The 22265-nt window shown below is 66.5% G+C and carries 18 protein-coding genes, 2 tRNA genes and 1 pseudogene; 17 read left to right on the top strand and 4 right to left on the bottom strand.

Translation table 11 applies throughout. From position 1 onward, the window contains the following. The first annotated feature begins 6 nt into the window (after window positions 1–6). The 11 genes and pseudogenes from dnaG to QN350_RS00440 all read left to right on the top strand — a co-directional run bounded on the left by dnaG (window position 7) and on the right by QN350_RS00440 (window position 11817). The gene (gene dnaG / locus QN350_RS00490) at window positions 7–1875 is read left to right on the top strand and encodes a DNA primase (RefSeq protein WP_322139732.1); all 1869 of its coding nucleotides are present in this window, start codon (window positions 7–9) and stop codon (window positions 1873–1875) included. A 156-nt stretch (window positions 1876–2031) separates the two neighbouring features. Beyond that, window positions 2032–3660 (top strand): ABC transporter substrate-binding protein, encoded by a 1629-nt coding sequence (locus QN350_RS00485; RefSeq protein WP_281534848.1) that lies wholly within the window; start codon window positions 2032–2034, stop codon window positions 3658–3660. A gap of 88 nt (window positions 3661–3748) precedes the next feature. Then, a complete protein-coding gene (locus QN350_RS00480) occupies window positions 3749–4834 on the top strand; it encodes an ABC transporter permease (protein WP_322139733.1) in 1086 nt (361 codons plus the stop codon). 2 nt (window positions 4835–4836) lie between these two features. Then, complete coding sequence (locus QN350_RS00475; RefSeq protein ID WP_281534849.1) at window positions 4837–5952, top strand: ABC transporter permease; 1116 nt, start codon at window positions 4837–4839, stop codon at window positions 5950–5952. Then, on the top strand, window positions 5949–7697 hold the full coding sequence (locus tag QN350_RS00470; RefSeq protein ID WP_322139734.1) for an ABC transporter ATP-binding protein: 1749 nt from the start codon (window positions 5949–5951) through the stop codon (window positions 7695–7697). The genes QN350_RS00475 and QN350_RS00470 overlap by 4 nt, the downstream gene beginning before the upstream one ends. Before the next feature lie 5 nt (window positions 7698–7702). Further along, window positions 7703–8545: a dipeptide/oligopeptide/nickel ABC transporter ATP-binding protein gene (locus QN350_RS00465; RefSeq protein ID WP_322139735.1), complete on the top strand. Its 843-nt coding sequence runs from the start codon at window positions 7703–7705 to the stop codon at window positions 8543–8545. Beyond that, window positions 8529–9551, top strand: a complete 1023-nt coding sequence (locus QN350_RS00460) for a D-isomer specific 2-hydroxyacid dehydrogenase family protein (protein ID WP_322139736.1) — start codon at window positions 8529–8531, stop codon at window positions 9549–9551. Before QN350_RS00465 ends, QN350_RS00460 begins: the two co-directional genes overlap by 17 nt. Before the next feature lie 131 nt (window positions 9552–9682). Next, window positions 9683–9755: transfer RNA gene (locus tag QN350_RS00455), tRNA-Asn, on the top strand. A 96-nt stretch (window positions 9756–9851) separates the two neighbouring features. Then, complete coding sequence (locus tag QN350_RS00450) at window positions 9852–10727, top strand: sensor histidine kinase (RefSeq protein WP_322139737.1); 876 nt, start codon at window positions 9852–9854, stop codon at window positions 10725–10727. A gap of 4 nt (window positions 10728–10731) precedes the next feature. Then, window positions 10732–11515: pseudogene (locus QN350_RS00445) on the top strand (AzlC family ABC transporter permease). Further along, window positions 11512–11817 (top strand): AzlD domain-containing protein, encoded by a 306-nt coding sequence (locus tag QN350_RS00440; RefSeq protein WP_322139739.1) that lies wholly within the window; start codon window positions 11512–11514, stop codon window positions 11815–11817. The pseudogene QN350_RS00445 and the gene QN350_RS00440 overlap by 4 nt, the downstream one beginning before the upstream one ends. A 2-nt stretch (window positions 11818–11819) precedes the next feature. Here QN350_RS00440 and def read toward each other — a convergent pair whose 3' ends face one another. Continuing rightward, a complete protein-coding gene (gene def, locus QN350_RS00435; RefSeq protein ID WP_281534855.1) occupies window positions 11820–12386 on the bottom strand; it encodes a peptide deformylase in 567 nt (188 codons plus the stop codon). A 40-nt stretch (window positions 12387–12426) separates the two neighbouring features. On the opposite strand from def, the gene QN350_RS00430 reads away from it, so the two are divergent. The 4 genes from QN350_RS00430 (at window position 12427) to QN350_RS00415 (ending at window position 16557) form a co-directional block, all read left to right on the top strand. After that, entirely contained in the window at window positions 12427–13353 is a 927-nt protein-coding gene (locus QN350_RS00430) for a DMT family transporter (protein WP_281534856.1), read from the top strand. Between the two features lie 181 nt (window positions 13354–13534). After that, on the top strand, window positions 13535–14752 hold the full coding sequence (locus QN350_RS00425) for a glycosyltransferase (RefSeq protein WP_322139740.1): 1218 nt from the start codon (window positions 13535–13537) through the stop codon (window positions 14750–14752). A gap of 9 nt (window positions 14753–14761) precedes the next feature. Continuing rightward, window positions 14762–14835, top strand: a tRNA-Ile gene (locus QN350_RS00420). Between the two features lie 615 nt (window positions 14836–15450). After that, window positions 15451–16557, top strand: coding sequence for a GGDEF domain-containing protein (locus QN350_RS00415; protein WP_322139741.1), 1107 nt, complete (start codon window positions 15451–15453; stop codon window positions 16555–16557). Between the two features lie 288 nt (window positions 16558–16845). On the opposite strand, the gene QN350_RS00410 is transcribed toward QN350_RS00415, so the two are convergent. The 3 genes from QN350_RS00410 to lgt all read right to left on the bottom strand — a co-directional run bounded on the left by QN350_RS00410 (window position 16846) and on the right by lgt (window position 19983). Next, window positions 16846–16989: a hypothetical protein gene (locus tag QN350_RS00410; RefSeq protein ID WP_322139742.1), complete on the bottom strand. Its 144-nt coding sequence runs from the start codon at window positions 16987–16989 to the stop codon at window positions 16846–16848. Between the two features lie 33 nt (window positions 16990–17022). Continuing rightward, window positions 17023–18486 (bottom strand): NAD(P)/FAD-dependent oxidoreductase, encoded by a 1464-nt coding sequence (locus tag QN350_RS00405; RefSeq protein WP_323507810.1) that lies wholly within the window; start codon window positions 18484–18486, stop codon window positions 17023–17025. 540 nt (window positions 18487–19026) lie between these two features. Further along, window positions 19027–19983 (bottom strand): prolipoprotein diacylglyceryl transferase, encoded by a 957-nt coding sequence (gene lgt / locus QN350_RS00400; protein ID WP_322139744.1) that lies wholly within the window; start codon window positions 19981–19983, stop codon window positions 19027–19029. Between the two features lie 236 nt (window positions 19984–20219). On the opposite strand from lgt, the gene QN350_RS00395 reads away from it, so the two are divergent. Beyond that, window positions 20220–21464, top strand: coding sequence for a chloride channel protein (locus QN350_RS00395; RefSeq protein ID WP_322139745.1), 1245 nt, complete (start codon window positions 20220–20222; stop codon window positions 21462–21464). A gap of 139 nt (window positions 21465–21603) precedes the next feature. Beyond that, window positions 21604–22227 (top strand): class I SAM-dependent methyltransferase, encoded by a 624-nt coding sequence (locus tag QN350_RS00390; protein WP_322139746.1) that lies wholly within the window; start codon window positions 21604–21606, stop codon window positions 22225–22227. Window positions 22228–22265: the final 38 nt, after the last annotated feature.

Below are 22265 nucleotides of genomic sequence, written 5' to 3'. Positions count from 1 at the left end.
TCAGCTATGGCAGGCCTGATTCGACAAAGCGACATTGAAGAGGTCAAGGCCCGAACCAATATCGCCGACATCGTCGGCGACTATGTCAGCCTCAAATCGGCCGGCGTCGGCTCCCTGAAGGGGTTGTGCCCCTTCCACGACGAACGCAGCCCGAGCTTCCACGTGCGCCCGCAGGTCGGTTTTTACCACTGCTTCGGCTGCGGCGAGAGCGGCGACGTCTACTCCTTCCTGCAGAAGATGGACCACGTCACCTTCAGCGAGGCCGTGGAACGGCTCGCGGGCCGGGTCGGCCTCGAACTGCACTACGAGGGCGGCGGGGCGGATGCGCCTGACCACACGAACCGGGCGCGTCTCTATGCGGCCAACCAGGCCGCAGCCGAGTTCTTCGTCGACCAGCTCGGCAGCGCCGGCGCTGCCGTCGGTCGCACGTTCCTCGGCGAACGCGGCTTCGATGCGCACGCCGCGACCCGGTTCGGGATCGGCTTCGCGCCGAAGAGCTGGGACGAACTCACCAGGCACCTGCGCGGCCGTGGCTACTCCGACGAGGAGCTGACCCTCGCCGGCCTGGTGTCGAGCCGGGAGGGCTCGAGCGGTGTCTACGACCGCTTCCGCGGCCGCCTGGTGTGGCCCATCCGCGACATCACCGGGCAGACCATCGGCTTCGGGGCGCGCAAGCTCCTCGAGGACGACAAGGGCCCCAAATACCTCAACACGCCGGAGACCCCGATCTATCACAAGGCTCAGGTGCTCTACGGACTCGACCTCGCCAAGAGGGACATCTCCCGCAGCCACCAGGTCGTCGTCGTCGAGGGCTACACCGACGTGATGGCGTGCCACCTGGCCGGGGTGACGACCGCCGTCGCGACGTGCGGCACCTCGTTCGGAGTCGACCACATCAAGGTCCTCCGCCGCGTCCTCGGCGACGACAGCGGCGTCGGGGAGGTCGTCTTCACCTTCGACCCGGATGCCGCGGGCCAGAAGGCCGCCGTCCGCGCGTTCAGCGAGGAGCAGCGTTTTTCCGCGCAGACCTTCGTCGCCGTCGCGCCTGAGGGTTTCGACCCCTGCGACCTGCGGCTGCACAAGGGCGACGGGGCCGTGCAACGGCTGATCGAATCGAAGAAGCCGATGTTCGAATTCATGATCCGGCAGCTCCTCGCCCAGTACAACCTCGAGACCGTCGAAGGACGCGTCTCCGCCCTGCGGGCAGCGGCACCGCTCGTGAGCGACATCCGCGATCCCGCCCTCCGGCCCGGCTACACGCACGAGCTCGCCCGCATGCTCGGCATGGACCTCGGCGAGGTCGGCCGGGCTGTCTCCGCCGCGCTCAGCCGATCACGCACCGCACCTGGGACATCCGCCACTGGCCGAGGCGGCGAGAGCAGCGAGCCCGTGCGCGAACGGCCGTTCTCGATGGTCGAACTGCCCACGGACCCGATCACCCGCCTGGAACGCGACGGGCTGATGGCCATGCTCCAGCGTCCCGCCCTCGTCGGCGTCGAACTGCTGCAACGGGCCGTGCAGACCGGTTTCGCCCACCAGTCCCTCGCGGTCGTTCGTGACGCGATCGCCGCGAACCTGGACACCCTTTCGGCACCCGACTGGATCGAGCGTGTGGTCGCGGACGTGCCGCTTCCCTTGCAGAATCTGGTCACCGACCTGGCGATGGCGCCCCTCCCCGAGCGCACCGAACGCGAAGTCGAACGCTACGTGCGCGACGTGACCGTCGCCCTGATCGATCGGGACTTCCTCCGCCAGAAGGCCGAGTTGCTCGGCCGGCTGCAACGCGCGGACCCCACCGACCGAGTGCCGTACACGGCGCTGCAACGCGAACTCATGCGCGTCGAACTCGAGCGGCGTAACCTGCGGGATGAGTAACTGAGCAGACCTCGCGTGTTGCAGCTAGGTAAATATTCTGGCGAGAATTCGGGCAGACTGCGTTTTTCGTGATATTCCTTTCGATACAGCAATGCAGAGGTGCGGCTCCCTCGCATGCCGCCTCTGCCGCATTCCGAGAGAAAGAGGCTCACGCACATGGCATTTTCACCCACCAGGCGCACCAGGCTGATCGGGGGACTGGCGCTCGTCGCCGCTTCCGCGCTCGTCCTCGCCGGCTGCTCGGCCGGCGGCACCACAGCGACCGCCGGAGGAACCCTCCTGATCGGCACGACCGACAAGGTCACGACGCTCGACCCGGCCGGCTCGTACGACAACGGCTCGTTCGCCGTGATGAACCAGGTCTTCCCGTTCCTGATGAACAGCGCATACGGCACCGCCGACGTGACGCCGGACATCGCGACCAAGGCCGAGTTCACGAGCCCGACCGAGTACACGGTCACGCTCAAGCCCGACCTCGTCTTCGCCAACGGCCACAAGCTCACGTCCTCCGACGTGAAGTTCAGCTTCGACCGCCAGCTGAAGATCAAGGACGCCAACGGCCCGTCGACGCTGCTCTACAACCTCGACAGCGTCAAGGCCGTCGACGACACCACCGTCGTCTTCACCCTCAAGGCCGCGAACGACCAGGTCTTCCCGCAGATCCTGTCGAGCCCTGCCGGTGTCATCGTCGACGAGGAGACCTTCTCGGCGACCGCGATCACGCCAGACGCCGACATCGTGAAGGCGAACGCCTTCGCAGGCCAGTACGTCATCACGAGCTACGACTTCAACAACCTCATCGGCTACAAGGCCAACAAGGACTACAAGGGCAACCTCGGCCCGGCGAAGACGGATGTCGTCAACGTCAAGTACTACGCCGACGCGTCGAACCTCAAGCTCGACGTGCAGGAAGGCAATATCGACGTCGCCTTCCGCAGCCTGTCCTCGACGGACATCGATGACCTGCGCGGCAACGACAAGGTCAAGGTCGTCGACGGACCCGGTGGAGAAATCCGCTACATCGTCTTCAACTTCGACACCCAGCCGTTCGGCGCGAAGACGCCCGAGGCCGACCCGGCCAAGTCGCTCGCCGTCCGCCAGGCCGTCGCCGACCTCGTCGACCGTGCCGAGATCGCCAAGCAGGTCTACAAGGGCACGTACACGCCGCTCTACTCCTACGTTCCGGCCGGCATGACCGGCGCCACCGAGTCCCTCAAGGGCCTCTACGGCGACGGCAACGGAGGACCGGACAAGGCCAAGGCCAAGGCAACCCTCGAGGCTGCCGGCATCACGAGCCCCGTCGCCCTCAACCTGCAGTACAACACCGACCACTACGGCCCCGGCTCGAGCGATGAATACGCGCTCGTCAAGGACCAGCTGGACGCCTCCGGCCTCTTCACGGTCAACCTGGCTTCGACGGAGTACGTCACGTACTCCAAGGAGCGTGTGAAGGACGCATACCCCGCCTACCAGCTCGGCTGGTACCCGGACTACTCGGATGCGGACAACTACCTGACGCCGTTCTTCGCCGATGGCAACTTCGTCGGAAACCACTACAGCGACGCCGCCGTGAACGACCTGATCAAGCAGCAGGCCGTCACGACAGACAAGGCCGCCCGCACCAAGCTCATCGGGGAGATCCAGGACAAGGTGGCAGCCCAGCTCTCGACCCTGCCCCTCCTCCAGGGCGCCCAGGTCGCCGTCACCGGAAGCACCGTCACCGGCGCCAAAGACACGCTCGACGCATCCTTCAAGTTCCGCTACGCGGCGCTGAAGAAGGGCTAAGTTCGGCTTTATTCATCAGTTGTGACCGGGGGGCATTCAGCCGTGAAGCTGGGTGCCCCCCTCCATTTTTCTCGATCGATAGGCAGTGATGACAACAGTGGCAGCGCGCCCGACGGCCCCCCAGGTCACCCGGCGTAAACGAACCTCCCCAGGCGGGGGGATCGGTCGCTATATCGCGGTCCGCTTCCTGCTCATCTTCCCGACGATCTTCATCCTCGTCTCCATGGTCTTCTGGCTGATGCGCGCGACCGGCGACCCGATCACGGCCGCCCTCGGTGGCCGCCTGACCGCCGACCAGCTCGCCGAACGCATCCAAGCGGCCGGCTACGACCGGCCGATCCTGATCCAGTACTTCGAATACCTCGGCCAGATCTTCACCGGCAACTTCGGCAGCACGATCAGCACCAACAAGCCCGTCGTCGACGTGCTCCTGACCTACGGCGTCGCCACGGCCGAGCTCGCGTTCTACGCGCTCCTCGTTGCCTTCATCGTCGGCATTCCGCTCGGCATGGTCGCGGCCTACTTCCGCGACAAGAGCCAGGACGCCTCCCTCCGCATCTTCGCGATCCTCTGCTACGCCACCCCGGTCTTCTTCTCCGGGCTGCTGCTGAAACTGATCTTCTCGGTCTGGTTCAAGGTCCTGCCCGTCGCGGGACGGGCGACGACCGGCTCGGAACTGCAAATGCAGTTCCTGCCGAACAAGACCGGCATCTACACGATCGACGCGATCATGACGGGCAACCCCGCCGTGCTGATGGACGTGCTCGCCCACGCCGTGCTCCCGGCGATCGCCCTCGGCCTCCTCACCGCAGGCGTCTTCCTCCGCCTCGTGCGCACCAACGTCATCGGCACCCTCGGCACCGACTACGTGGATGCCGCCAGGTCCCGCGGGGTGAGCGAGTTCCGGCTGGTCTCCAAGCACGCATACCGACCGGCCCTGATCCCGATCATCACCGTGATCGGCCTCCAGATCGCCCTGCTCCTCGGCGGTGCCGTGCTCACCGAGACCACCTTCGAATGGAAGGGGCTCGGCTTCATGCTCTCCGAATTCCTCAAGGCACGTGACTTCGTCGCCGTGCAGGGCATCGTCGCCCTGCTCGCCGTCATCGTGGCGCTCTCCAACTTCATCGTGGATATCATCGCCGCGATCATCGACCCGAGGGTGAGGTACTGACCGTGAGCCACGCACCGGACACCACTATCGCCCCCGCCACCAGGGGCGGCCTCGCCGCCCTCTGGAACCGGCTCCCCGTCGTGCACCAGGTGAAGCAGAGCGTGGGCCTGCAACGCGGGATGCTCGTCACCGGCCTCGTCATCACCGGACTGTTCGTGCTCACCGCCGTCTTCGCCCCGGTGGTCGCTCCGTACGGCTTCAGCCAGCTGCGCGACGCGAACGGCCCGTTCGGCGCCCAGGTGCCCCCGGGCGGCGCGCACATCCTCGGAACCACCGTCGGCGGCTACGACGTGCTCTCCCGCGTGCTCTGGGGCGCCCAGACCGCGCTGTTCGTGATCGTGGTCGCGGTGCTGCTGTCGATCTTTGCCGGCGTGTTCCTCGGTCTCGTCTCCGGCTATTTCGGCGGCTGGCTCGACCGCATCCTCGTCGTCGTCTGTGACGCCGTCTATGCGTTCCCCTCGCTGCTGCTCGCGATCGTGATGTCGATCGTGATCTCCGGAGGAAAGTCCGACCTGGTCGGTGGCGTCTTCGCCGCGGCGATCTCGATCACCGTCGTGTTCATCCCGCAGTACTTCCGCGTGATCCGCGCGGAGACCGTGCGGATCAAGGCGGAGGCGTACGTCGAGTCCGCCCGGGTCCTCGGCGCGAGCAACGGTCGGATCATGTTCCGGCACGTGCTCCGGAACGCGACCCGTACCCTGCCGCTTATCTTCACCCTGAACTCCTCAGAGGCGATCCTGACTCTCGCCGGGCTCGGCTTCCTCGGTTTCGGCATCGAACCGAGCGCAGCGGCAGAGTGGGGCTACGACCTGAACAAGGCGCTCTCGGATGTCACGAGCGGCATCTGGTGGACCTCGCTGTTCCCCGGGCTCGCGATCGTGCTCGTCGTGCTCGGCATCACCCTCGTCGGCGAGAGCCTCAACGACCTCGCAGACCCCCGTCTCCGCGGTCGCCGCTCGGTCGGCAAGGTCGTGTCGGTCGTCGCCGCGACCTCCGTCGTACCCGGTGGCACGCTCACGGGCGGCCCCGGCGGTCTCGACGGCCTCGAAGGCGGCGCCGACGGGATCGACGCCGACATAGACAGCTTCACCGACGAAGGATTCGAGGACCGGTCATGACCGAGGCATTCACGACCGCCCCCGAGCCCGCCGGCAGCGTGCCCGGCACCGCGCGCAGCTCCGACGTGCTGAGCATCACCGATCTCACGGTGACATTCGCGACCGATGCCGGCGCCGTGCACGCCGTCGCCGGGGTCAGCCTCCGGGTCGCGCCCGGCGAGGTGCTCGCGATCGTCGGCGAGAGCGGAAGCGGGAAGACCGTGACGGCCAAGACGATCCTCGGCCTGCTTCCCGAGACCGCGACGTCGTCGGGGGCGGTGTTCCTCAGCAGCAAGGACGGCTCGAGCACGAACAACGTGATCTCCGTCGGCAAGCAGAAGCTCCGCCAGCTCCGCGGCACCGACGTCTCGATGGTGTTCCAGGAACCGTCCACCGCACTCAATCCCGTCTACACCGTCGGCTGGCAGATCATGGAGGGCATCCGCGCCCACGGCGAGTTCAGCCGGGCCGAGGCGAAGAAGAAGGCCGTCGAGATCCTCGGCAGGGTCGGCATTCCCGACCCCGAGATCCGCGTGAACTACTTCCCGCACCAGTTCTCCGGAGGTCAGAAGCAGCGGGTCGTCATCGCCATGGCCCTCGTGCTGGATCCCGGCCTGATCGTCGCCGACGAGCCGACCACCGCGCTCGACGTGACCGTCCAGGCCGAGATCCTCGACCTGCTCCGTCGCTGCCGCGACGACTTCGGCACGGCGATCGTGCTGATCACCCACAACATGGGCGTCGTCGCCGACCTCGCAGACCGGGTCGCGGTGATGTATCAGGGCAAGGTCGTCGAGGAAGCGGATGCCCGCACCCTGTTCGCGTCCCCGCAGAACGCGTACACGAAGAAGCTGCTCGCCGCCGTGCCGCACCTCGGCCAGGGAGTCGTGCACGCCGCCGACCGGGCGACCGCACGGAAGCCCGGCTGGGCCGTCGAGACGCCCGTCGTCGTCGCCCAGGACCTGAGGATCGAGTATCCGGGACGGCTGGGCCGCGGAGGTTTCACCGCCGTCGACGGCGTCAGCTTCAGCATCCGCCCTGGCGAAGTGCTCGGGCTCGTCGGAGAGAGCGGAAGCGGCAAGACCACGATCGGCCGCGCCATCGCCGGCCTGACCCGGGTGACGGACGGCTCCCTGACCGTGCACGGCCATCAGATGAACGGTTTCAAGGAGCGCGCCTTCAAGAAGCTCCGCAGCGACATCGGCTTCGTCTTCCAGGACCCGGCATCGAGCTTCAACCCGCTGCTGACCATCGCCGACTGCGTCGCTGAGCCCCTCATCGTGCACGGCCGGGCGAAGAACCCGGCGGCGGCACGGGCCAGGGTCGACGAGCTGCTCGAGGCTGTCCAGCTCCCGCGCAGTTACGGCGACCGGTACCCGCACGAGCTGAGCGGCGGCCAGCGGCAGCGCGCGAGCCTGGCGAGGGCACTCGCCCTCGAACCCAGCCTGCTGATCGCCGACGAGCCCACCTCGGCGCTCGACGTCTCCGTTCAGGCCCGCGTCCTGGAACTCTTCGCAGAGCTCCAGCGTGAATTCGGTTTCGCGGCTCTCTTCATCAGCCATGACCTCGCCGTCGTGGATATCCTCGCCGACCGCATCGCGGTGCTGTACCACGGCAAGCTCGTCGAGGAGGGCACGAGCGCTGAGGTGCTCGGCGACCCGAAGGATCCGTACACGCAGCGCCTGCTCGCCTCGCTGCCCGTTCCGGACCCGGTGGAACAGGCCGAACGCCGTGAGAAGTTGCGGGAGCTTCGTACGGCAGGATAGAAAGCATGACTCGCGGCGCGGCATGGACCTTTCCCATCGCGATGGATGACCTTTCGGTCTCGTATCCGGCCCACGGAGCGAGCGACTCCTTCGCGGCCCTGCGCGGGATCACCCTGAGGGTCGACCCCGGCGAGGTGCTCGGCGTGCTCGGCGAAAGCGGTTCAGGCAAGAGCACCCTCGCCAGGGTGCTCTCCGGGAGCGGGGGATCGGCGGGCAGCACGGACGTTCGGCCGGAGATCATCGGCGGCGAGGCGACCGTGCTCGGCCTGCGGCTGCGTGGCATCAGCCGCCGCAAGCTCGCCAGGCTGACCCTCGAGGTCGGCATGCTGGCCCAGGACGCCGGCCAGACGCTTCCGGCAACGCTCAACGTCGGCGAACTCGTCGCGGAGCCCGTGCTCGAGCGCGACGCCCGGTACCAGCCCGCTGCCCTCAGTGCGCTCGTGGCGACCATGGTGGACGCCGTGCGCCTGCCGCTCACTGTGCTCACAAAATACCCGTACGAGCTCAGCAGCGGCCAGCGGCAACGCGTCGCACTCGCCCGTTCGCTCGTGCTCGGCCCTGCCCTCCTGATCGCGGACGAGCCGCTCGCGGGCGTCGACGTCACCGTCCGTGACGCCGTCGTCGACCTGATCGGTGAGCTCCAGCGCGAGCGAGCCTTCGCGGCCGTCGTGATCAGCTCCGACCTCGCCGTGCTCCGACGGGTGGCCGACCGGATCGCCGTGCTGCACCAGGGTGTTCTCGTCGGACTCGGCACGATCGACGAGGTCTTTGCCGACCCGTGGCATCCCTACGTCGCAGACCTGGCGGCGGCACTCACCAAGGACGGACACCATGACAGCGATTCCTGAGCCGGCCCAGCACGAGGCCGCGCAGCACGAGGCCGTTCTAGCCGGAACGGTCACCGCCGTCCCGGCCGGGCGACGGCCACCGGGCGGGCCGATTGCGATCCTCCCGCACCCCGCAGACACCGCGAGCTGGGCGGTGCAGGCGGCCGGGGGAGTGCTCGAACCGCTTTCGAGCGCGACCCGCGGGCTGATCTGGCTCTCCTACGGCCGGGCGGACGAGCTGAGTGCCGCCCTCGACGACTATCCGGGCATCGGCTGGGTCCAGCTGCCCTGGGCCGGCGTCGACGCGTTCAGCGACCTCCTGGCCGAACAGGACCGCCCCGGCCTGCTCTGGACGAGCGCAAAGGGCGCATACGCCCAGCCCGTCGCCGAGCACGCCTTCACCCTCACCCTCGCGCTGCTGCGGGTGCTGCCCAAGCGCGCGCGGGCCCACAGCTGGAGCACGCTGCCGGAGGGACGGTCCCTCTACGGGCGCCATGTCGTGATCATCGGCGCAGGAGGCATCGCCCTCGAACTCATCCGGCTGCTCGAACCATTCGGAACGACGGTGACGGTCGTGCGGCGTTCCACCGAGCCTGTGGCGGGGGCGGCGCGCACGGTCCCGACGAGCGCTCTGCACGAGGTCCTTCCCGATGCCGACGTCGTCGTGCTCGCCGCCGCCCTCACCGCGGACACCCGGCACCTGATCGGCGCCCCCGAGCTCGCGCTGATGAACCGGAACGCCAACCTCGTCAACGTCGGTCGCGGTCCGCTCATCGACACCGATGCCCTCGTCGCGGCCCTCGCCGCGGGGAGCATCGCCGGCGCAGCGCTCGACGTCACCGAACCGGAACCGCTGCCCGACGGGCATCCGCTCTGGACGGAGCCGCGCTGCCTGATCACGCCGCACTCCGCTGACACGCCCGAGATGACCGCACCGCTCCTCGCCGAACGGATCCGGCTCAACGTGCGGGCCTTCCTCGGCGACGGCCGTTTCGTCGGCGTCGTCGACCCGCAGCGCGGGTACTGAGCCCGTGCCGAACCGGTGCCGAACCGCCGCCGAGCCGCCGAGAGGCGACCGCCTCCCGCCCTCGATTTGGCGAACGGCCGATTCTTGGTAAAGTAATAACGCTGTTCAAGCGGAAACGCTGTTCCAGCTTTTCCTCGATAGCTCAATTGGCAGAGCATCGCACTGTTAATGCGACGGTTCTTGGTTCGAGTCCAAGTCGGGGAGCGAAAGGCCACTCAGGGCTCCACCCCGGGTGGCCTTTTCTATTTCTCTTGCATTCTGATTTCTCATTTCGTCTGGAAGTTCTGGAAAGGCGACACCGTGGAGTTCTGGCCCCTCGCAGCCGGCGTGCTCGCCGCCGTCGTCGTCATCCTGCTCGTACTCTGGCTCCTCACAGCGGTGCGCCTTCGCCGCATCATCTTCGACCGCACGGCGGCCGAGCGGATGCGTATCGACCTCGAACTGTCCCTCGCTGAGCAGAACGGTCGCCTCGGGATCATCCGGGAGCTTCAAGACGGCGCGGTGCTGAACGTCGCCAGGCTGATCACCCAGGCAGAGGGCGCCCGGTATACGGCGGAGAACGACCCCGCGAGCGCGGTCCGGGTCGCGACCGCCCTCGTCGAGGACGGCAGGGTCGCCCTCGCCGACATGCGCAGGGTGCTCACGATCGTGCGCGAAGGTGAAGCCGTCGACACGCCCCAGCCGGGGCTCCAGTCTGCGCGGAACCTGTTCCGGGTGATGCGCGACGCCGGCCTCGAGGTGAGCTTCGCCGAATCCGGTGACCGCTTCCCGCTCAAGCCGGGCGCCGAACTCGCGATCTTCCGGATCCTGCAGGGCGCACTCGCCAACGCCCTCACCCACGGCGGTCGCGGCACGGCGGCGAACGTCTCCTTCGCCTGGACCAGGGACGGCCTGCAGCTCCTCGTCGACGACGACGGCATCCGCGCGGCCGCCCGCCGGGTGAGCTCCGACCCCGACGAGATCGCCGCGCGCACCCGCTACACGATCGACGACGACCTGCACGCGCTCAGCGAGAGCGTATCCGGCGCGGGCATCACCCAGATGCGCGAGCGCGCAGCGCTCTTCGGCGGCACCTTCACGGCGGGCACCGTCCCCGGAGTCGGCTTCTCCGTGTCAGCGGTCTTCCCGTCTCTGCGCTACCACAACGGTGTGCACGGCGTGAACCTCTCCCGGTAGCGGGATGAGTGCCCAGGTCCCTGCCGACGACTCCGACTCCGACGCTGCCGGGGATACCGCAGCCCAGGGGCTCGAAGCCCGGGCTCTCGACCGGGTCGCGACGGCCGCATACGGGCTCTCCCTCGGCGCTCTCTCCGTCGCGTCCGGTCTCACGCTGTGGCAGACGGCGTTCCTCAGCCTGGTGATGTTCTCCGGAGGTTCCCAGTTCGCCCTGATCGGCGTGCTCGCGGCTGGTGGGGTCGCCGCCGGGCCGTCGGCCATCGCCGGCGCAGCCTTGCTCGGCACCCGGAACGGCCTCTACGGCATTCGTACCGCGCCCATCGTCGGCCGTGGCTGGCTGCGCCGGTTCGCGGCCGCGTGGATCACGATCGACGAATCGACGGCCGTCGCACTCGCCCAGCCGACGGCGCGGTCGAGCCGCCGCGGATTCTGGGTGACGGGCCTCATCGTGTTCGCCGGCTGGAACCTCACGACCTTCGTCGGCGGCCTGATCGGCAACACCCTCGGCGACACCCGCTCGTACGGCCTCGACGCCGCGGCCGCCGGGGCCCAGGGCCGCCTTCGTCGGCCTGCTCTGGCCGCGCCTGAGGCGGCGGCAGGCCCTCGTCGTCGCGGTGGCCGCCTTCGTCGCGGCCACGGCCCTGACGCCCGTTCTCGCGCCGGGGCTGCCCGTGCTTGCAGCAGCGCTCGTCGCGGTCGTCGTCGGCTGGTTCAACTGGGCGGGCGAGCGCTCCGTCACAGAGCCAGGCACAGAGGGCGGAACTTCACCGCGGGGGAATGGCCGGTGACCCTCTGGCAGATCGTGATCGCGGCATCCATCGCCTGTGTGCTGCTCAAGCTCGCCGGCTACCTCGTGCCGGCCGCGGTGCTGAGAAAGCCGGCCCCGGCGAGAATCAGCGAACTCGTGACCGTCGCCCTGCTCGCGGCCCTGATCGCGGTGCAGACGCTCGGCTCGGGGACAGGAGTGACCCTCGACGCCCGGGTGCCCGCCGTCCTCGTCGCGGTCGTCCTGTTCGCCCTGCGGGTGCCGTTCATCGTCGTCGTGATCGCGGCCGCACTCGTAGCCGCAGGCATCCGCGCCCTTTTCTGACCCTATTCGTCGAGGTTGTCGACTCCCGGCATCCAGGCGAGGCCCGGACCGCCCCAGCCGCGCTTGCGGGTGACCTTCGTGGCGATCTTCGCGTAGAAGTGCTCGAGGCGGTCCACATACACCGTGCCGTCGAGGTGGTCGTATTCATGCTGGAAAATTCGGGCGAGCCAGCCGTCTGCGTGGATTTCGAACGGCTTCTGGTCGAGGTCCACGGCGCGGAGGATCGCCCGCGGGGAACGGAGCAGCGGGAATCGCTCGCCCGGGTACGACAGGCACCCCTCGACGTCTTCGTCTTCGTCCGCCTCCCCGGCGGGGACCGGAGTGATCCAGAGCTCGGGGTTGATCGCGACACCGCGCCACTGCCGGTTGTCGTCGTCGAGGTAGCCGTAGGTGAACAGGCGCAGCGGGATGCCGACCTGCGGGCCGGCGAGGCCGACCCCGGGGGCCGCGTCCATCGTCTCGAACATGTCCTGGACGAGATCGCGGAGCTCTTGGTCGAAGGTCTCGACGGGCTTGGCGGGGGTGTGGAGGACGGGGTCCCCGAAAATAACAATTGAGCGAACGGCCATTCAGCAAGGATATCGGGCTGTTCCGTCGTAGGGTCGTTGAGTGCACCTCGACCTGATTGACTTCACCGTCGACCTCCCCGTCGACCCTCGCCAGGCGATCGGCATACCGCTCGCCCTGATCGGCGGAGTGTTCCTGTCGCTCGGAGCCCAGTTCCAGCACCGGGGCGTGAACAAGGTCGAGGCCAACACCGTTGCGGTCACGGGAGGGCTCGACCCGCACCAGTTGCTGCTCCTGCTGCGCCGGCCGTCCTGGGTGATCGGCACTCTCATGCTCGGCCTCGCCATCGTCTTCCAGCTCTCGAGCCTGGCTTTCGCCCCGATCATCGTGGTGCAGCCCCTCGGTGCCGTCGCCCTCGTGATCACGTCGATCGTCAATGCCCGGGTGACCAAGACCCCGGTCAACCGGGCCTCGAAGATCGCGATCGCGCTCTGCGTCGGCGGTATCGGACTCTTCGTCACCGTCGCCGCCTTCTTCGCCGTCGACAAGCCCGTCACCGACAAGAACCTCATCACCATCCTGATCGTGCTCGGCTGCGTGCTCGTCACCTTCGTTGTCGCGTTCGCGTTGCTGCACACCCAGTTCAAGGCGATTTTCTACATCACAGGCGCCGGTGTGCTCTATGGCTTCGTCGCGACCCTCGCCAAGGTGATCATCAACCGCACCCAGAACGGCAATTTCGAGTGGCTCACGCTCACCTGCGTCGCAGGCCTGCTCCTCGCGGCGGCTCTCGGCGCCTACTTCGTGCAGAACGCGTACTCGTCTGGACCGCCGGATCTCGTGATCGCCGGCCTGACCGTGATCGATCCCCTGGTGGCGGTAGGAATCGGCATCGTCGTCCTCGGCGAGATCGCCCAAGCCCCCGTGTGGGCGGGAGTCGCGTTCGCAGTCGCAGGCGCCATCGCAATCTGGGGTGTCATTCTGCTGTCCCGGCACCACCCGCAGGCATCCGTTACCGTATCGGAATAGGGCGCGCCGTCGCCGAGGTTGGGCGAGAACATGCGGATCTAGAATAGGGTGCTAGGAGATGTCGGCCGCTTTCGTGCCGTCCAAGACCTGAATTACCGCCGGATGACGACCTCCGGCCCACACACGTTGGGACACCCTCACTTTGTCAGACTCGACCGCTTCGCCACTAGGTTCGACCCCTGTGGCACCGGGTTCGAAAAAGCCGATCAAGGTCCTCATCGCTTGCGACACGTTCGCACCTGATGTCAACGGTGCTGCGAAGTTCGCCGAGCGTCTCGCCGCCGGCCTGACCTCCCGCGGCCACGAGGTGCAGGTGTTCGCGCCGGCGGCCTCGGCCAAGCACGGCACCTGGACCGAAGAGCACGAGGGCCAGACGTTCCTTGTGCACCGGATCAAGAGCTGGCGCTGGTACCCGCACGACTGGCTCCGCTACGCGTTGCCGTGGCTGATCCATGCGGAGAGCCGTCGAATCCTGGACACCTTCAAGCCGGATGTCGTGCACTTCCAGTCCCACATCAACATCGGTCGCGGCGTCACGATCGAGGCAGCGAAGCGCGGCATCCGCATCATCGGCACGAACCACTTCATGCCCGAGAACATGCTCGAATTCACGCTCATTCCGAAGAGCATGCACGAGCGGCTGATCAAGATGGCCTGGAAGGCCGCTCGCCGCACCTTCGGCCGGGCGGAAGCCGTCACGACGCCGACCGTGCGCGCCGCCGAGTTCCTGGAGAAGTACACCGGACTCGAGGGTGTGCTCGCGATCTCGTGTGGCATCGACGCCCACAACTATTCGCCGTCCTTCGAGCCGCGCACCGAGAACCGGATCCTCTTCGTCGGCCGTGTGACGAGTGAGAAGCAGATCGATGTGCTTCTGCAGGCTGTGACACTGCTCGCGCCCGAACTGGATGCCCAGGTCGAGATCGTAGGCGGCGGCGACCAGAAGCGCAACCTCGAGCACCTCGCCCAGAGCCTCGGGATCAGCAAGCGGGTCGTCTTCCGCGGTTATGTCACCGATGAGGAACTGCGCGACGCGTACACCCGCGCGACCCTGTTCGCGATGCCGTCGATCGCCGAGCTGCAGAGCATCGCGACCATGGAGGCGATGGCCTCAGGCCTGCCGATCGTTGCCGCCAACGCGATGGCGTTGCCGCACCTCGTCCACGACGAGCAGAACGGGTACCTCTTCGAACCGGGCAGCGCTCAGGATCTGGCTGACAAGCTGACCCTCGTGCTCACGGCCGCCCCGGAGGCACTCGACGCTCTCAAGCACGAGTCGCTCAGGCTGATCGGTGCCCACGACATCAATCGCACGCTCGACACTTTCGAGAGCCTGTATCGTGGGGAACCGGTGGTCGATGCGATCACGTCAGAGGCCGCCGCCCACTCCCCGGAGTGACCGCGGTTGGGGGCGGTAGCTCAGCTGGTTAGAGCAGCGGACTCATAATCCGTCGGTCCCGGGTTCAAGTCCCGGCCGCCCTACTGGAAAGTGCATTCTGTCCAGTATTTTTTAGTTTGGTCGTTTCTTGCGAGACTTGAGAAAATAGTCAAGAGGACTCGACTCTGCTTCGCGCGGGTGGACCAGAACAACGGTCTGAACAGCACTTATATTTTCTTGTTTGGCGGCGACTCGCCCGGTACTGCGAACGGTCATGGGTTCACGTGACGCGTGGTCTCGAGAATGCGCGCTGATCTGTACGTTTGTTTAGCTCTGGCTTGTGGCACGTGATGCCGCGCACTCTTATTCACCACTTATTCGCTCGGAACGCATCGCCGGCTCGTGAAATTCGTCTCCCTGATGAGGAGATTTGCCATAGTCCTTGAGTCGGCGCGTGTCGCGTGGCGTGGGTCTGAAGTCCGATGTATTTTTCCGGGCCGACGCTGTTGAGACTAGGGATCGTGAGCGTGATTTGGATGGAACGGACCTACCGCCGGCCTTGTCGGCATCGCGGACTCGGAAGGCTCACGCCGATCGAGCCTGAGGTGCCAATGACGTTCGGGAAGTGAGACGCGGACGTGGGGCCGTTTACGGGGCCGGTCAAATCACTAAGCTGAGCTTCGAACTTGTCACTGGGGCGGGGGAAGACAGGCAAGCTGATGCAGCAGACTCCCTCGTTCCAGAGGTTCCGCGCCACGGTATTGCGCGCGCTCGTCGTGATCGTGGCCGGGCGCGCTGTGGTCATCGCGGGATTCTTCGTCGGACATGCCCAGCCCGCGACGCTGTTCCTGCTGGCAATCGCCGGAGCGCTAGTCGCCCTTCTGATCGTGTCGTATCGTCACCGGTCGTTAAGTCGTCCGATCATCGCAGCTGTGCTCGTGTTGTCGCTGGCGGGTTCCGTGGCCTCCGGGCTCTCCGTGACATCCGTGGCCCTTGCGACCGTGAGCGGTTTCACTTTCTTGATATTGTCCGTTGCGGTGGCGGCGGTGGTAGACCTCATTCCCGCCAGCATCTACAGCGCGGTGGCCATGTCGCTGGGGATCTCGATCATCTTCTTGAGGTCGTCAGAGGCTCCGATGACTGCCGCAACTTTCGTTGGTATGACCGTTGCCGCCACACTGGTAGTGATGATGCTCCGACGCTTCCTGAAGGCTGAGCGGGACAGCGCTATCGACCTCACACTGACCGACCCTCTCACCGGCGCGGTCAATCGCCGTGGGATGGCCGATCGGGTGCCCTCACTGAGCGAACTCGCACAGCGAACCGGCCAGGAATTCGGCTGTCTCGTTCTCGATCTGGACCATTTCAAGGCCGTGAACGACACGTACGGGCACCAACGCGGCGACCAGGTGCTGACCGACACCGTGGGTGCGATCGAGCGGGGAACGCGCACAAGCGACCTTCTCGTTCGGCTGGGCGGGGAAGAATTCGCTCTCTTCGTCGTCGTTCCCGACCGGGAGCACCTCTTGGCCCTTGCGGAGCACGTTCGGAGCATCGTGGAGACGACGCACCGCGACATGGCGGTGACAGTGAGCGTGGGCTGCAGTATCGGAGACGGCAGCACCGAGGGCAACCTCGCCGCACTCCTGGCCGAGGCCGACGACGCAATGTACGCCGCAAAGAATGCGGGGCGGAACTCAGTACACATGAGCGCCCGTGTAGAGCGCGGTCCGAGACCGGCCTCGGACAAGGTCATGGGCGGCGCCGATCCGGCGCCTGGCGCGCAGGGAATGCACACACAGGGAACCTCAGCCCCCAGCCTTTAAGCGGCCCGGCAAGCCTGGTGGCAGTACGGGACCCAATCAGCGGGCGGAGAACAACCGGGCGAAAAAGCCCACCTTGGTCGAGCCTTCGTTCTCATGGCCGATACACCGCTGCGCCTTGGGCGCACCCGGGCGACGCTGTGCACGCTGTCGCGGGGCGCCGGAGTGGGCGGACTATCTTGCCGGCGGGGTCGACGCGGTCGAGCGCCTGCTCGCCGAATGTCCCGAGCGGTCGCGCTGGAGCAGGGTTGCCCCGCCGATGCCGACGCCGGCCGTGGGTGTCAGGGCTCGCTAGTCGTGATGTTTGGCGAGTCGGTACATCGTCCAGTTCAGGCTCAGGAAGCGAATGAGCTGCTGGACGAGGTTGCTTCGGCGTCGCAGCTCGCGCATCCCCGGTAGCGGCGCCGTATCGATTCGAGCCTGGGCGTTATCCATGCTGGTCTCCGTTGATCGTGTCGTTGAGGCGGGTTATTCGGGGATGAGGTACCAGAGCGGGTATGCCTTGGCCTTGTAGATGAAGAGGGTGTGCAGCATCCGTTTCACCCAGTGCGCGGCGAGCCCGATGTCGCCGGTGGTCTCCTTGGGATCGCGGCCGGCCGTGTTCGGGTGCCGGGAGTAGTCCGGCACAATGGGTGACATCGACATGGCCGCCGCGGTACCGGAGAGCATTCCCGTTCCCGTCGAGGCGATGCAGGCGGCCGCCATCTCGCCCATCGAAGCCGTGTGGGTTGGCTCGGTGGAGCCGGTCAGGATCATGTCCGAAATGGTCATAGCCACGGCCTTCCCCATCGATCCTGAGGGCATGCCGGTGCGGGGCGGCGCCGGGGCGACCAGGACGCCGTCGGGGGTCGAATAGGGGCGGGAAATCGCATGCGGCGGGGCAAACGCGATCCCGATCCCGAACACGTTGTGGTGCAGCGGGTTCTGGTAGGTCTTGGGCCAGTCCTGCGCCGACCACTGGTCGAAGGGTTTGGCTTCGTAGTTCGCGTCGACCCGCATGAACCCGCTAGGGGCGAAGATCGAACCGGTGATGTCGGCTCCGTCTCTGTCGAAGGCCTCAAGGTTCACGCCGCGGAACGGGGGGAGAAGCATGGCGAAATCGAACGGCTGGGTGTTGTCCGTGCCGTCGATCTGCCGGTAGTGGATGAGGCCGGGTTCGATTTCGGTGACCGCGGCCTGGGTGATCGCCTTCATCTTCCGTTCGCGGAAGAGCGATTCCATCCAGGCCTCGCTCGTGATCCTGTGGTCGCCCTGGCTGAAGGTCATGCCGCCGACGCCGAAATCGCCCAGCTCGTGCTCGTTGGTCAGGTAGATGACCTCTGCCCGTTCCCGGACCCCTGCCGCGCGGAGTTCATGTTCGACATTGAAGGCGTACTCGAATGCTGCTCCCTCGCAGGTGCAGGTTCCGTGGCCCACTCCGATCACCAGGGTCTGCCGTCGGCCGGTCTTCAGCGTCTCGATGACGGTGGCCAGGTGCTTGGCCGCCTCGACGGCGTGGCTGGGCGTGCAGACCGACACGGTGTGACCGGCGTCCGGGCCGAGGCCCGGGGTCGCCTCGAAGTTCAGCCGGGGGCCCGTCGCGTTGATGAGGTAGTCATAGCGGATGCGTTCGGTCTGGCCGGCCCGCTTCGGGTCGGTGTATACGACATCGACGGCTCCGCGGGGGCTGTCGGTATCCTTGTCCGGTCGCAGTGCGACGGCCCTGGCCTGGCGGAAGACGATCTTCTTCCGCCGGTAGATCGGGGCGAGAGGGAAGACAACCTTGTCGGGGCTCATCTTGCCGACTCCGACCCAGATGTTCGAGGGGATCCAGTTCCAGTTCGAGTTCGGTGACACCACCACTACCTCATGGTTCCTGCCCAGGCGCCGCTTCAGGAATAGTCCTGCGGTGTGTCCGGAAACCCCGGCTCCCAGAATGACGACTCGTGCCATGTCAGACCCCTCAATCCCAGCTGCGATGCTGTTGATCTGAACCATACTCCTATACCTCAGGGGGTATTGAGTGTGACGTGGGAAAATACCTATTGGGGTATAAGTGACACCATGAAAACAGTGATCACAGCCTGGGCGCCGGACTGATCGGTCTGGTCGCGGCCAGCTATGTCGATGCACCCAACGGTGCAGATGCCACCCTGTGTGACCTGCGCTGGCCGGCGCTCGTGTCTGTCGACCGATCTGCGCACCGCCGTGCCTTTGCTCGAGCCGGGCATTCGTCCTTTCGTCAGCGTCGCGGCGATCGCGTTGTTGGTCTGGGCTTTGCTGGCACGGCTGAACAGCGAACACGAGGCAACACGTAGCCAGCGCCGGTCAGGTACGCCAGGCGACATCGATGGCACCGAAGATGGCGAAGTATGCACCACGTGCCGCCCGTTGTTCCCGAGAGCCGGCGGCCGTCCGTGACGGATGCCGGGACAGCCGACGACACGGAGCCGGTCTGTCGGGCTGGATGCTGCTGATCTGCTGCCGAGTGTGTCAGTCGTCCCTGCGGCTGTCGCTCATCTGACCGTTCGGCAGTTCGAGGGCTGGGCGTATATCCGCGTCTGAGCCGGACGAGGCATCCGTCCTGGGCAGGTCGTCGATCGCGGGCTCCTCCGGATCTCGATAGATCGACAGTTCCGGTCCGGGGTGGCGTCGAGTCTGGACGATGATGAGGACGATCCCGGCGATGGCGGCGAGGAGCGCGATGTCCACGTTGATCTTGAGGCCGAAAAGGAAATACTCGGTCGGGTCCAGGCGGAGCGACTCGAGGAACGCCCGTCCGGCGCCGTACCAGAGCAGGTAGAAGCCGAGGGCCTTGCCCCAGCGGAGGTTGAACCGGCGCTCGAGCACGAAGATGATCAGCACGACACCGATCGCGTTCCAGATCATTTCGTAGAGGAAGAGCGGCTGGAAGAGCGTCCCGGCCGGCAGCCCCGTAGGGAAGGCCGCGTTCGTCGACTCGATCTCGAGTCCCCAGGGGAGGGTCGTCGGGCCACCATAGAGCTCGTGGTTGAAGTAGTTCCCGAAACGGCCGAACGCCTGAGCGAGGAGCAGGCCGGGGGCGAGGGCGTCAGCGAACGAGAAGAATCTGATGCCGGCCCGACGGCAGCCGATATAGGCTCCGATGCTGCCGAAGAGGATCGAACCGAAGATCGCGAGTCCGCCCTCCCAGACGAACAGCACCTTCCACAGGTCCGCGCCGGGGAAGAAGTAATCGGTGGGATGAGTGACGACGTGGTAGAGGCGACCACCGACGATTCCGATCGGGACCGTCCACATGGCGATGTCCATCACCATGCCCGGCTTGCCGCCACGGGCCGTCAACCGGGCCGAGGACAACCAGACGGCGATGACGATTCCGGTCAGGATGCACAGCGCATAGAAATGCACACGCAGGGGCCCCAGATCGAAATAGCTGATGGATGGGCTCGGAATGCTGGCGTGAACCACCGCGTTCACCTTTCGATCGTGCGCATGTGCGCAGCTGGCAGACGAAGGTCTCCCAGAGGTCCCGGAGAAGTCCGATGTCTCGAACCGCCAAAAGCTTATGCTGGCCCGCTTGAATCACCGCACCAGCGCAGCCGTCGAGAGCGGATGCTGGGAGGGTTCTCATAAAGTTGCGACCGCTGGACAACCGGCGCACCCAGCGGGGCGATCCCGAACGCTACGATCGAAACGTGAGACCCGTGTCGAATTCGGTTACTCCGTCGTGGGTCGCCCGAATCGTCGTGGTCACGGCGCTCGTCGGCATAGGGGCAGGACTCGGCGGCCTCGCGGTCAGCGTGCTCCTTCGAACGATCCAGCACCTCGCCTACGGCTATTCGGAAGGCACCTACCTCGACGGCCTGGCCCACTCCTCACCTCAAACACGCGTGATCGCCCTATGCGTCGCGGGCGTGATCGGTGCAGTTGGCTGGTGGGCGCTCCGCCGATGGGGGAGACCCATCGTCGCGGTGGATCGAAGCGTCGCGGGCGAGCGGATGCCCGTGCTCGCGACCCTGGCCAACTCGGCCTTGCAGATTGTGATTGTCGGGTTGGGTGCATCCATCGGCCGTGAAATGGCCCCCCGCGAGCTGGGTGCGCTGTGTGCGGGCTGGCTCAGTGAGAAGGCCGGCGTCAATGCCCGCGAACGTCGTGTCCTCGTCGCGTGCGGCGCAGGCGCAGGGCTCGCCGCCGTCTACAACGTCCCGCTCGGGGGAGCGCTCTTCACCGTCGAGATCCTGCTCGCCGAGGTCAGTCTCGCCACCGTCTTGCCGGCCCTGGCCACGTCCGCGATCGCAACGTTGGTCGCGCAAATCGTTGTGCCCACGACCCCGCTGTATTCCGTGCCTCAGTTCACCCAAACGGCTTCCCTGATGGTGTGGTCCCTTCTTGCCGGGCCCGTGATCGGAATCGCTGCCGTCGGTTTCGTGCGCCTGGCCGCCTGGTCTGAAAAGCGGCGTCCGCAGGGCTGGAGGATTCTTGTCGTCATGCCGCTGGTGTTCGCGGCCATTGGACTGTTGTCGCTCGTTCTCCCGGAAATCCTCGGCAATGGGCGATCACTCGGCCAGACCGCATTCGACGCAATCCTGCCGATCGGGCTGGTGGCGGTGCTGCTCGTCGCCAAGGTGGGGGCCACGATCGGCACGATCGGGAGCGGTGCTGCCGGAGGAACGCTGACGCCCTCCCTCGCAATTGGCGCCGCGTTCGGTATCGTGACCGGAGGGCTCTGGGACGTGTTGTGGCCCGGGACCCCGGCGGCGGCCTTCGCCCTCGTCGGCGCAGCGGCATTTCTCGGAGCTGCCATGCGCGCGCCCCTGACAGCGTTGGTTCTGGTGCTCGAATTCACCGGGCAGGGGCCGGCGCTGCTGATCCCCATGACGCTTGCGGTTGCGGGTGCTGTCGTCGTGGAATACCTCCTCGGGCGGAGACGGTTCCTCGGCGTCGACTGACGCGGATCACGTGCCGATGGAGTCCGGTCAGTGGCTCGCGGCAGTCAGGACGGGTAAGCGCGTGCGTCGCTCAGTCCCCGGCAGCGAACCGTGCGAAAATTGCCACGCCGGAAGCCGGATTGATCGAAGGGACTCCCCAATGGACGCGAACGAGTGGGATAGCCGTTACCGGCAGGCACAGGACGGCGACCACGCCCGGCTCTGGTCGGCCATGCCGGCGAAGCTCGTGCAGGACATTGTTGCGACCTGGACCCCTGGGCGTGCCCTCGACCTGGCCTCAGGCGACGGCCGTAACGCGATCTGGCTGGCCAACCGTGGCTGGCACGTAACCGGGCTTGACTTCTCCGCCGAGGCAATCGCCCAGGCCCGGGAGCACGCCCGGGCGGCCGGCGTCGATGTGGACTGGCTGGTCGCGGATGCCACGACCTGGCAAACCGAGGAACGCTTTGACCTGGTCACGGTGATGTACCTTCACCTGCCGGAGGAACTGTTCCGAATCGTATTGGCCAGGGCGCTTGGCTGGCTCGCTCCGGGCGGGCACCTCCTTGTCCTCGGTCACGATCGAGGCAACATAGACGCAGGAGGCCCCGGCCCCGGCAATCCCGACATTCTCTATACGCCCGAACTCCTATCCTCGATCGTGGGACAAGAACGGATCCTGCGCTGCGAGACTGTCAGCCGCGACCTGGCCACCGATCCCGAGTCCCCGGCTGATCATGCCGGCGGAGTAGCCCTCGATACGGTCTTGGTTGCCATCGGCTGAAACCCTCTGCCATTTACCTCGGGGGGGGGGTCTTAAGG

Origin of the sequence: Cryobacterium sp. 10I5, from assembly GCF_035019865.1 — a bacterium.
GTDB lineage: Bacteria > Actinomycetota > Actinomycetes > Actinomycetales > Microbacteriaceae > Cryobacterium > Cryobacterium breve_A.
This window is presented reverse-complemented; position numbering and strand designations above follow the sequence as displayed.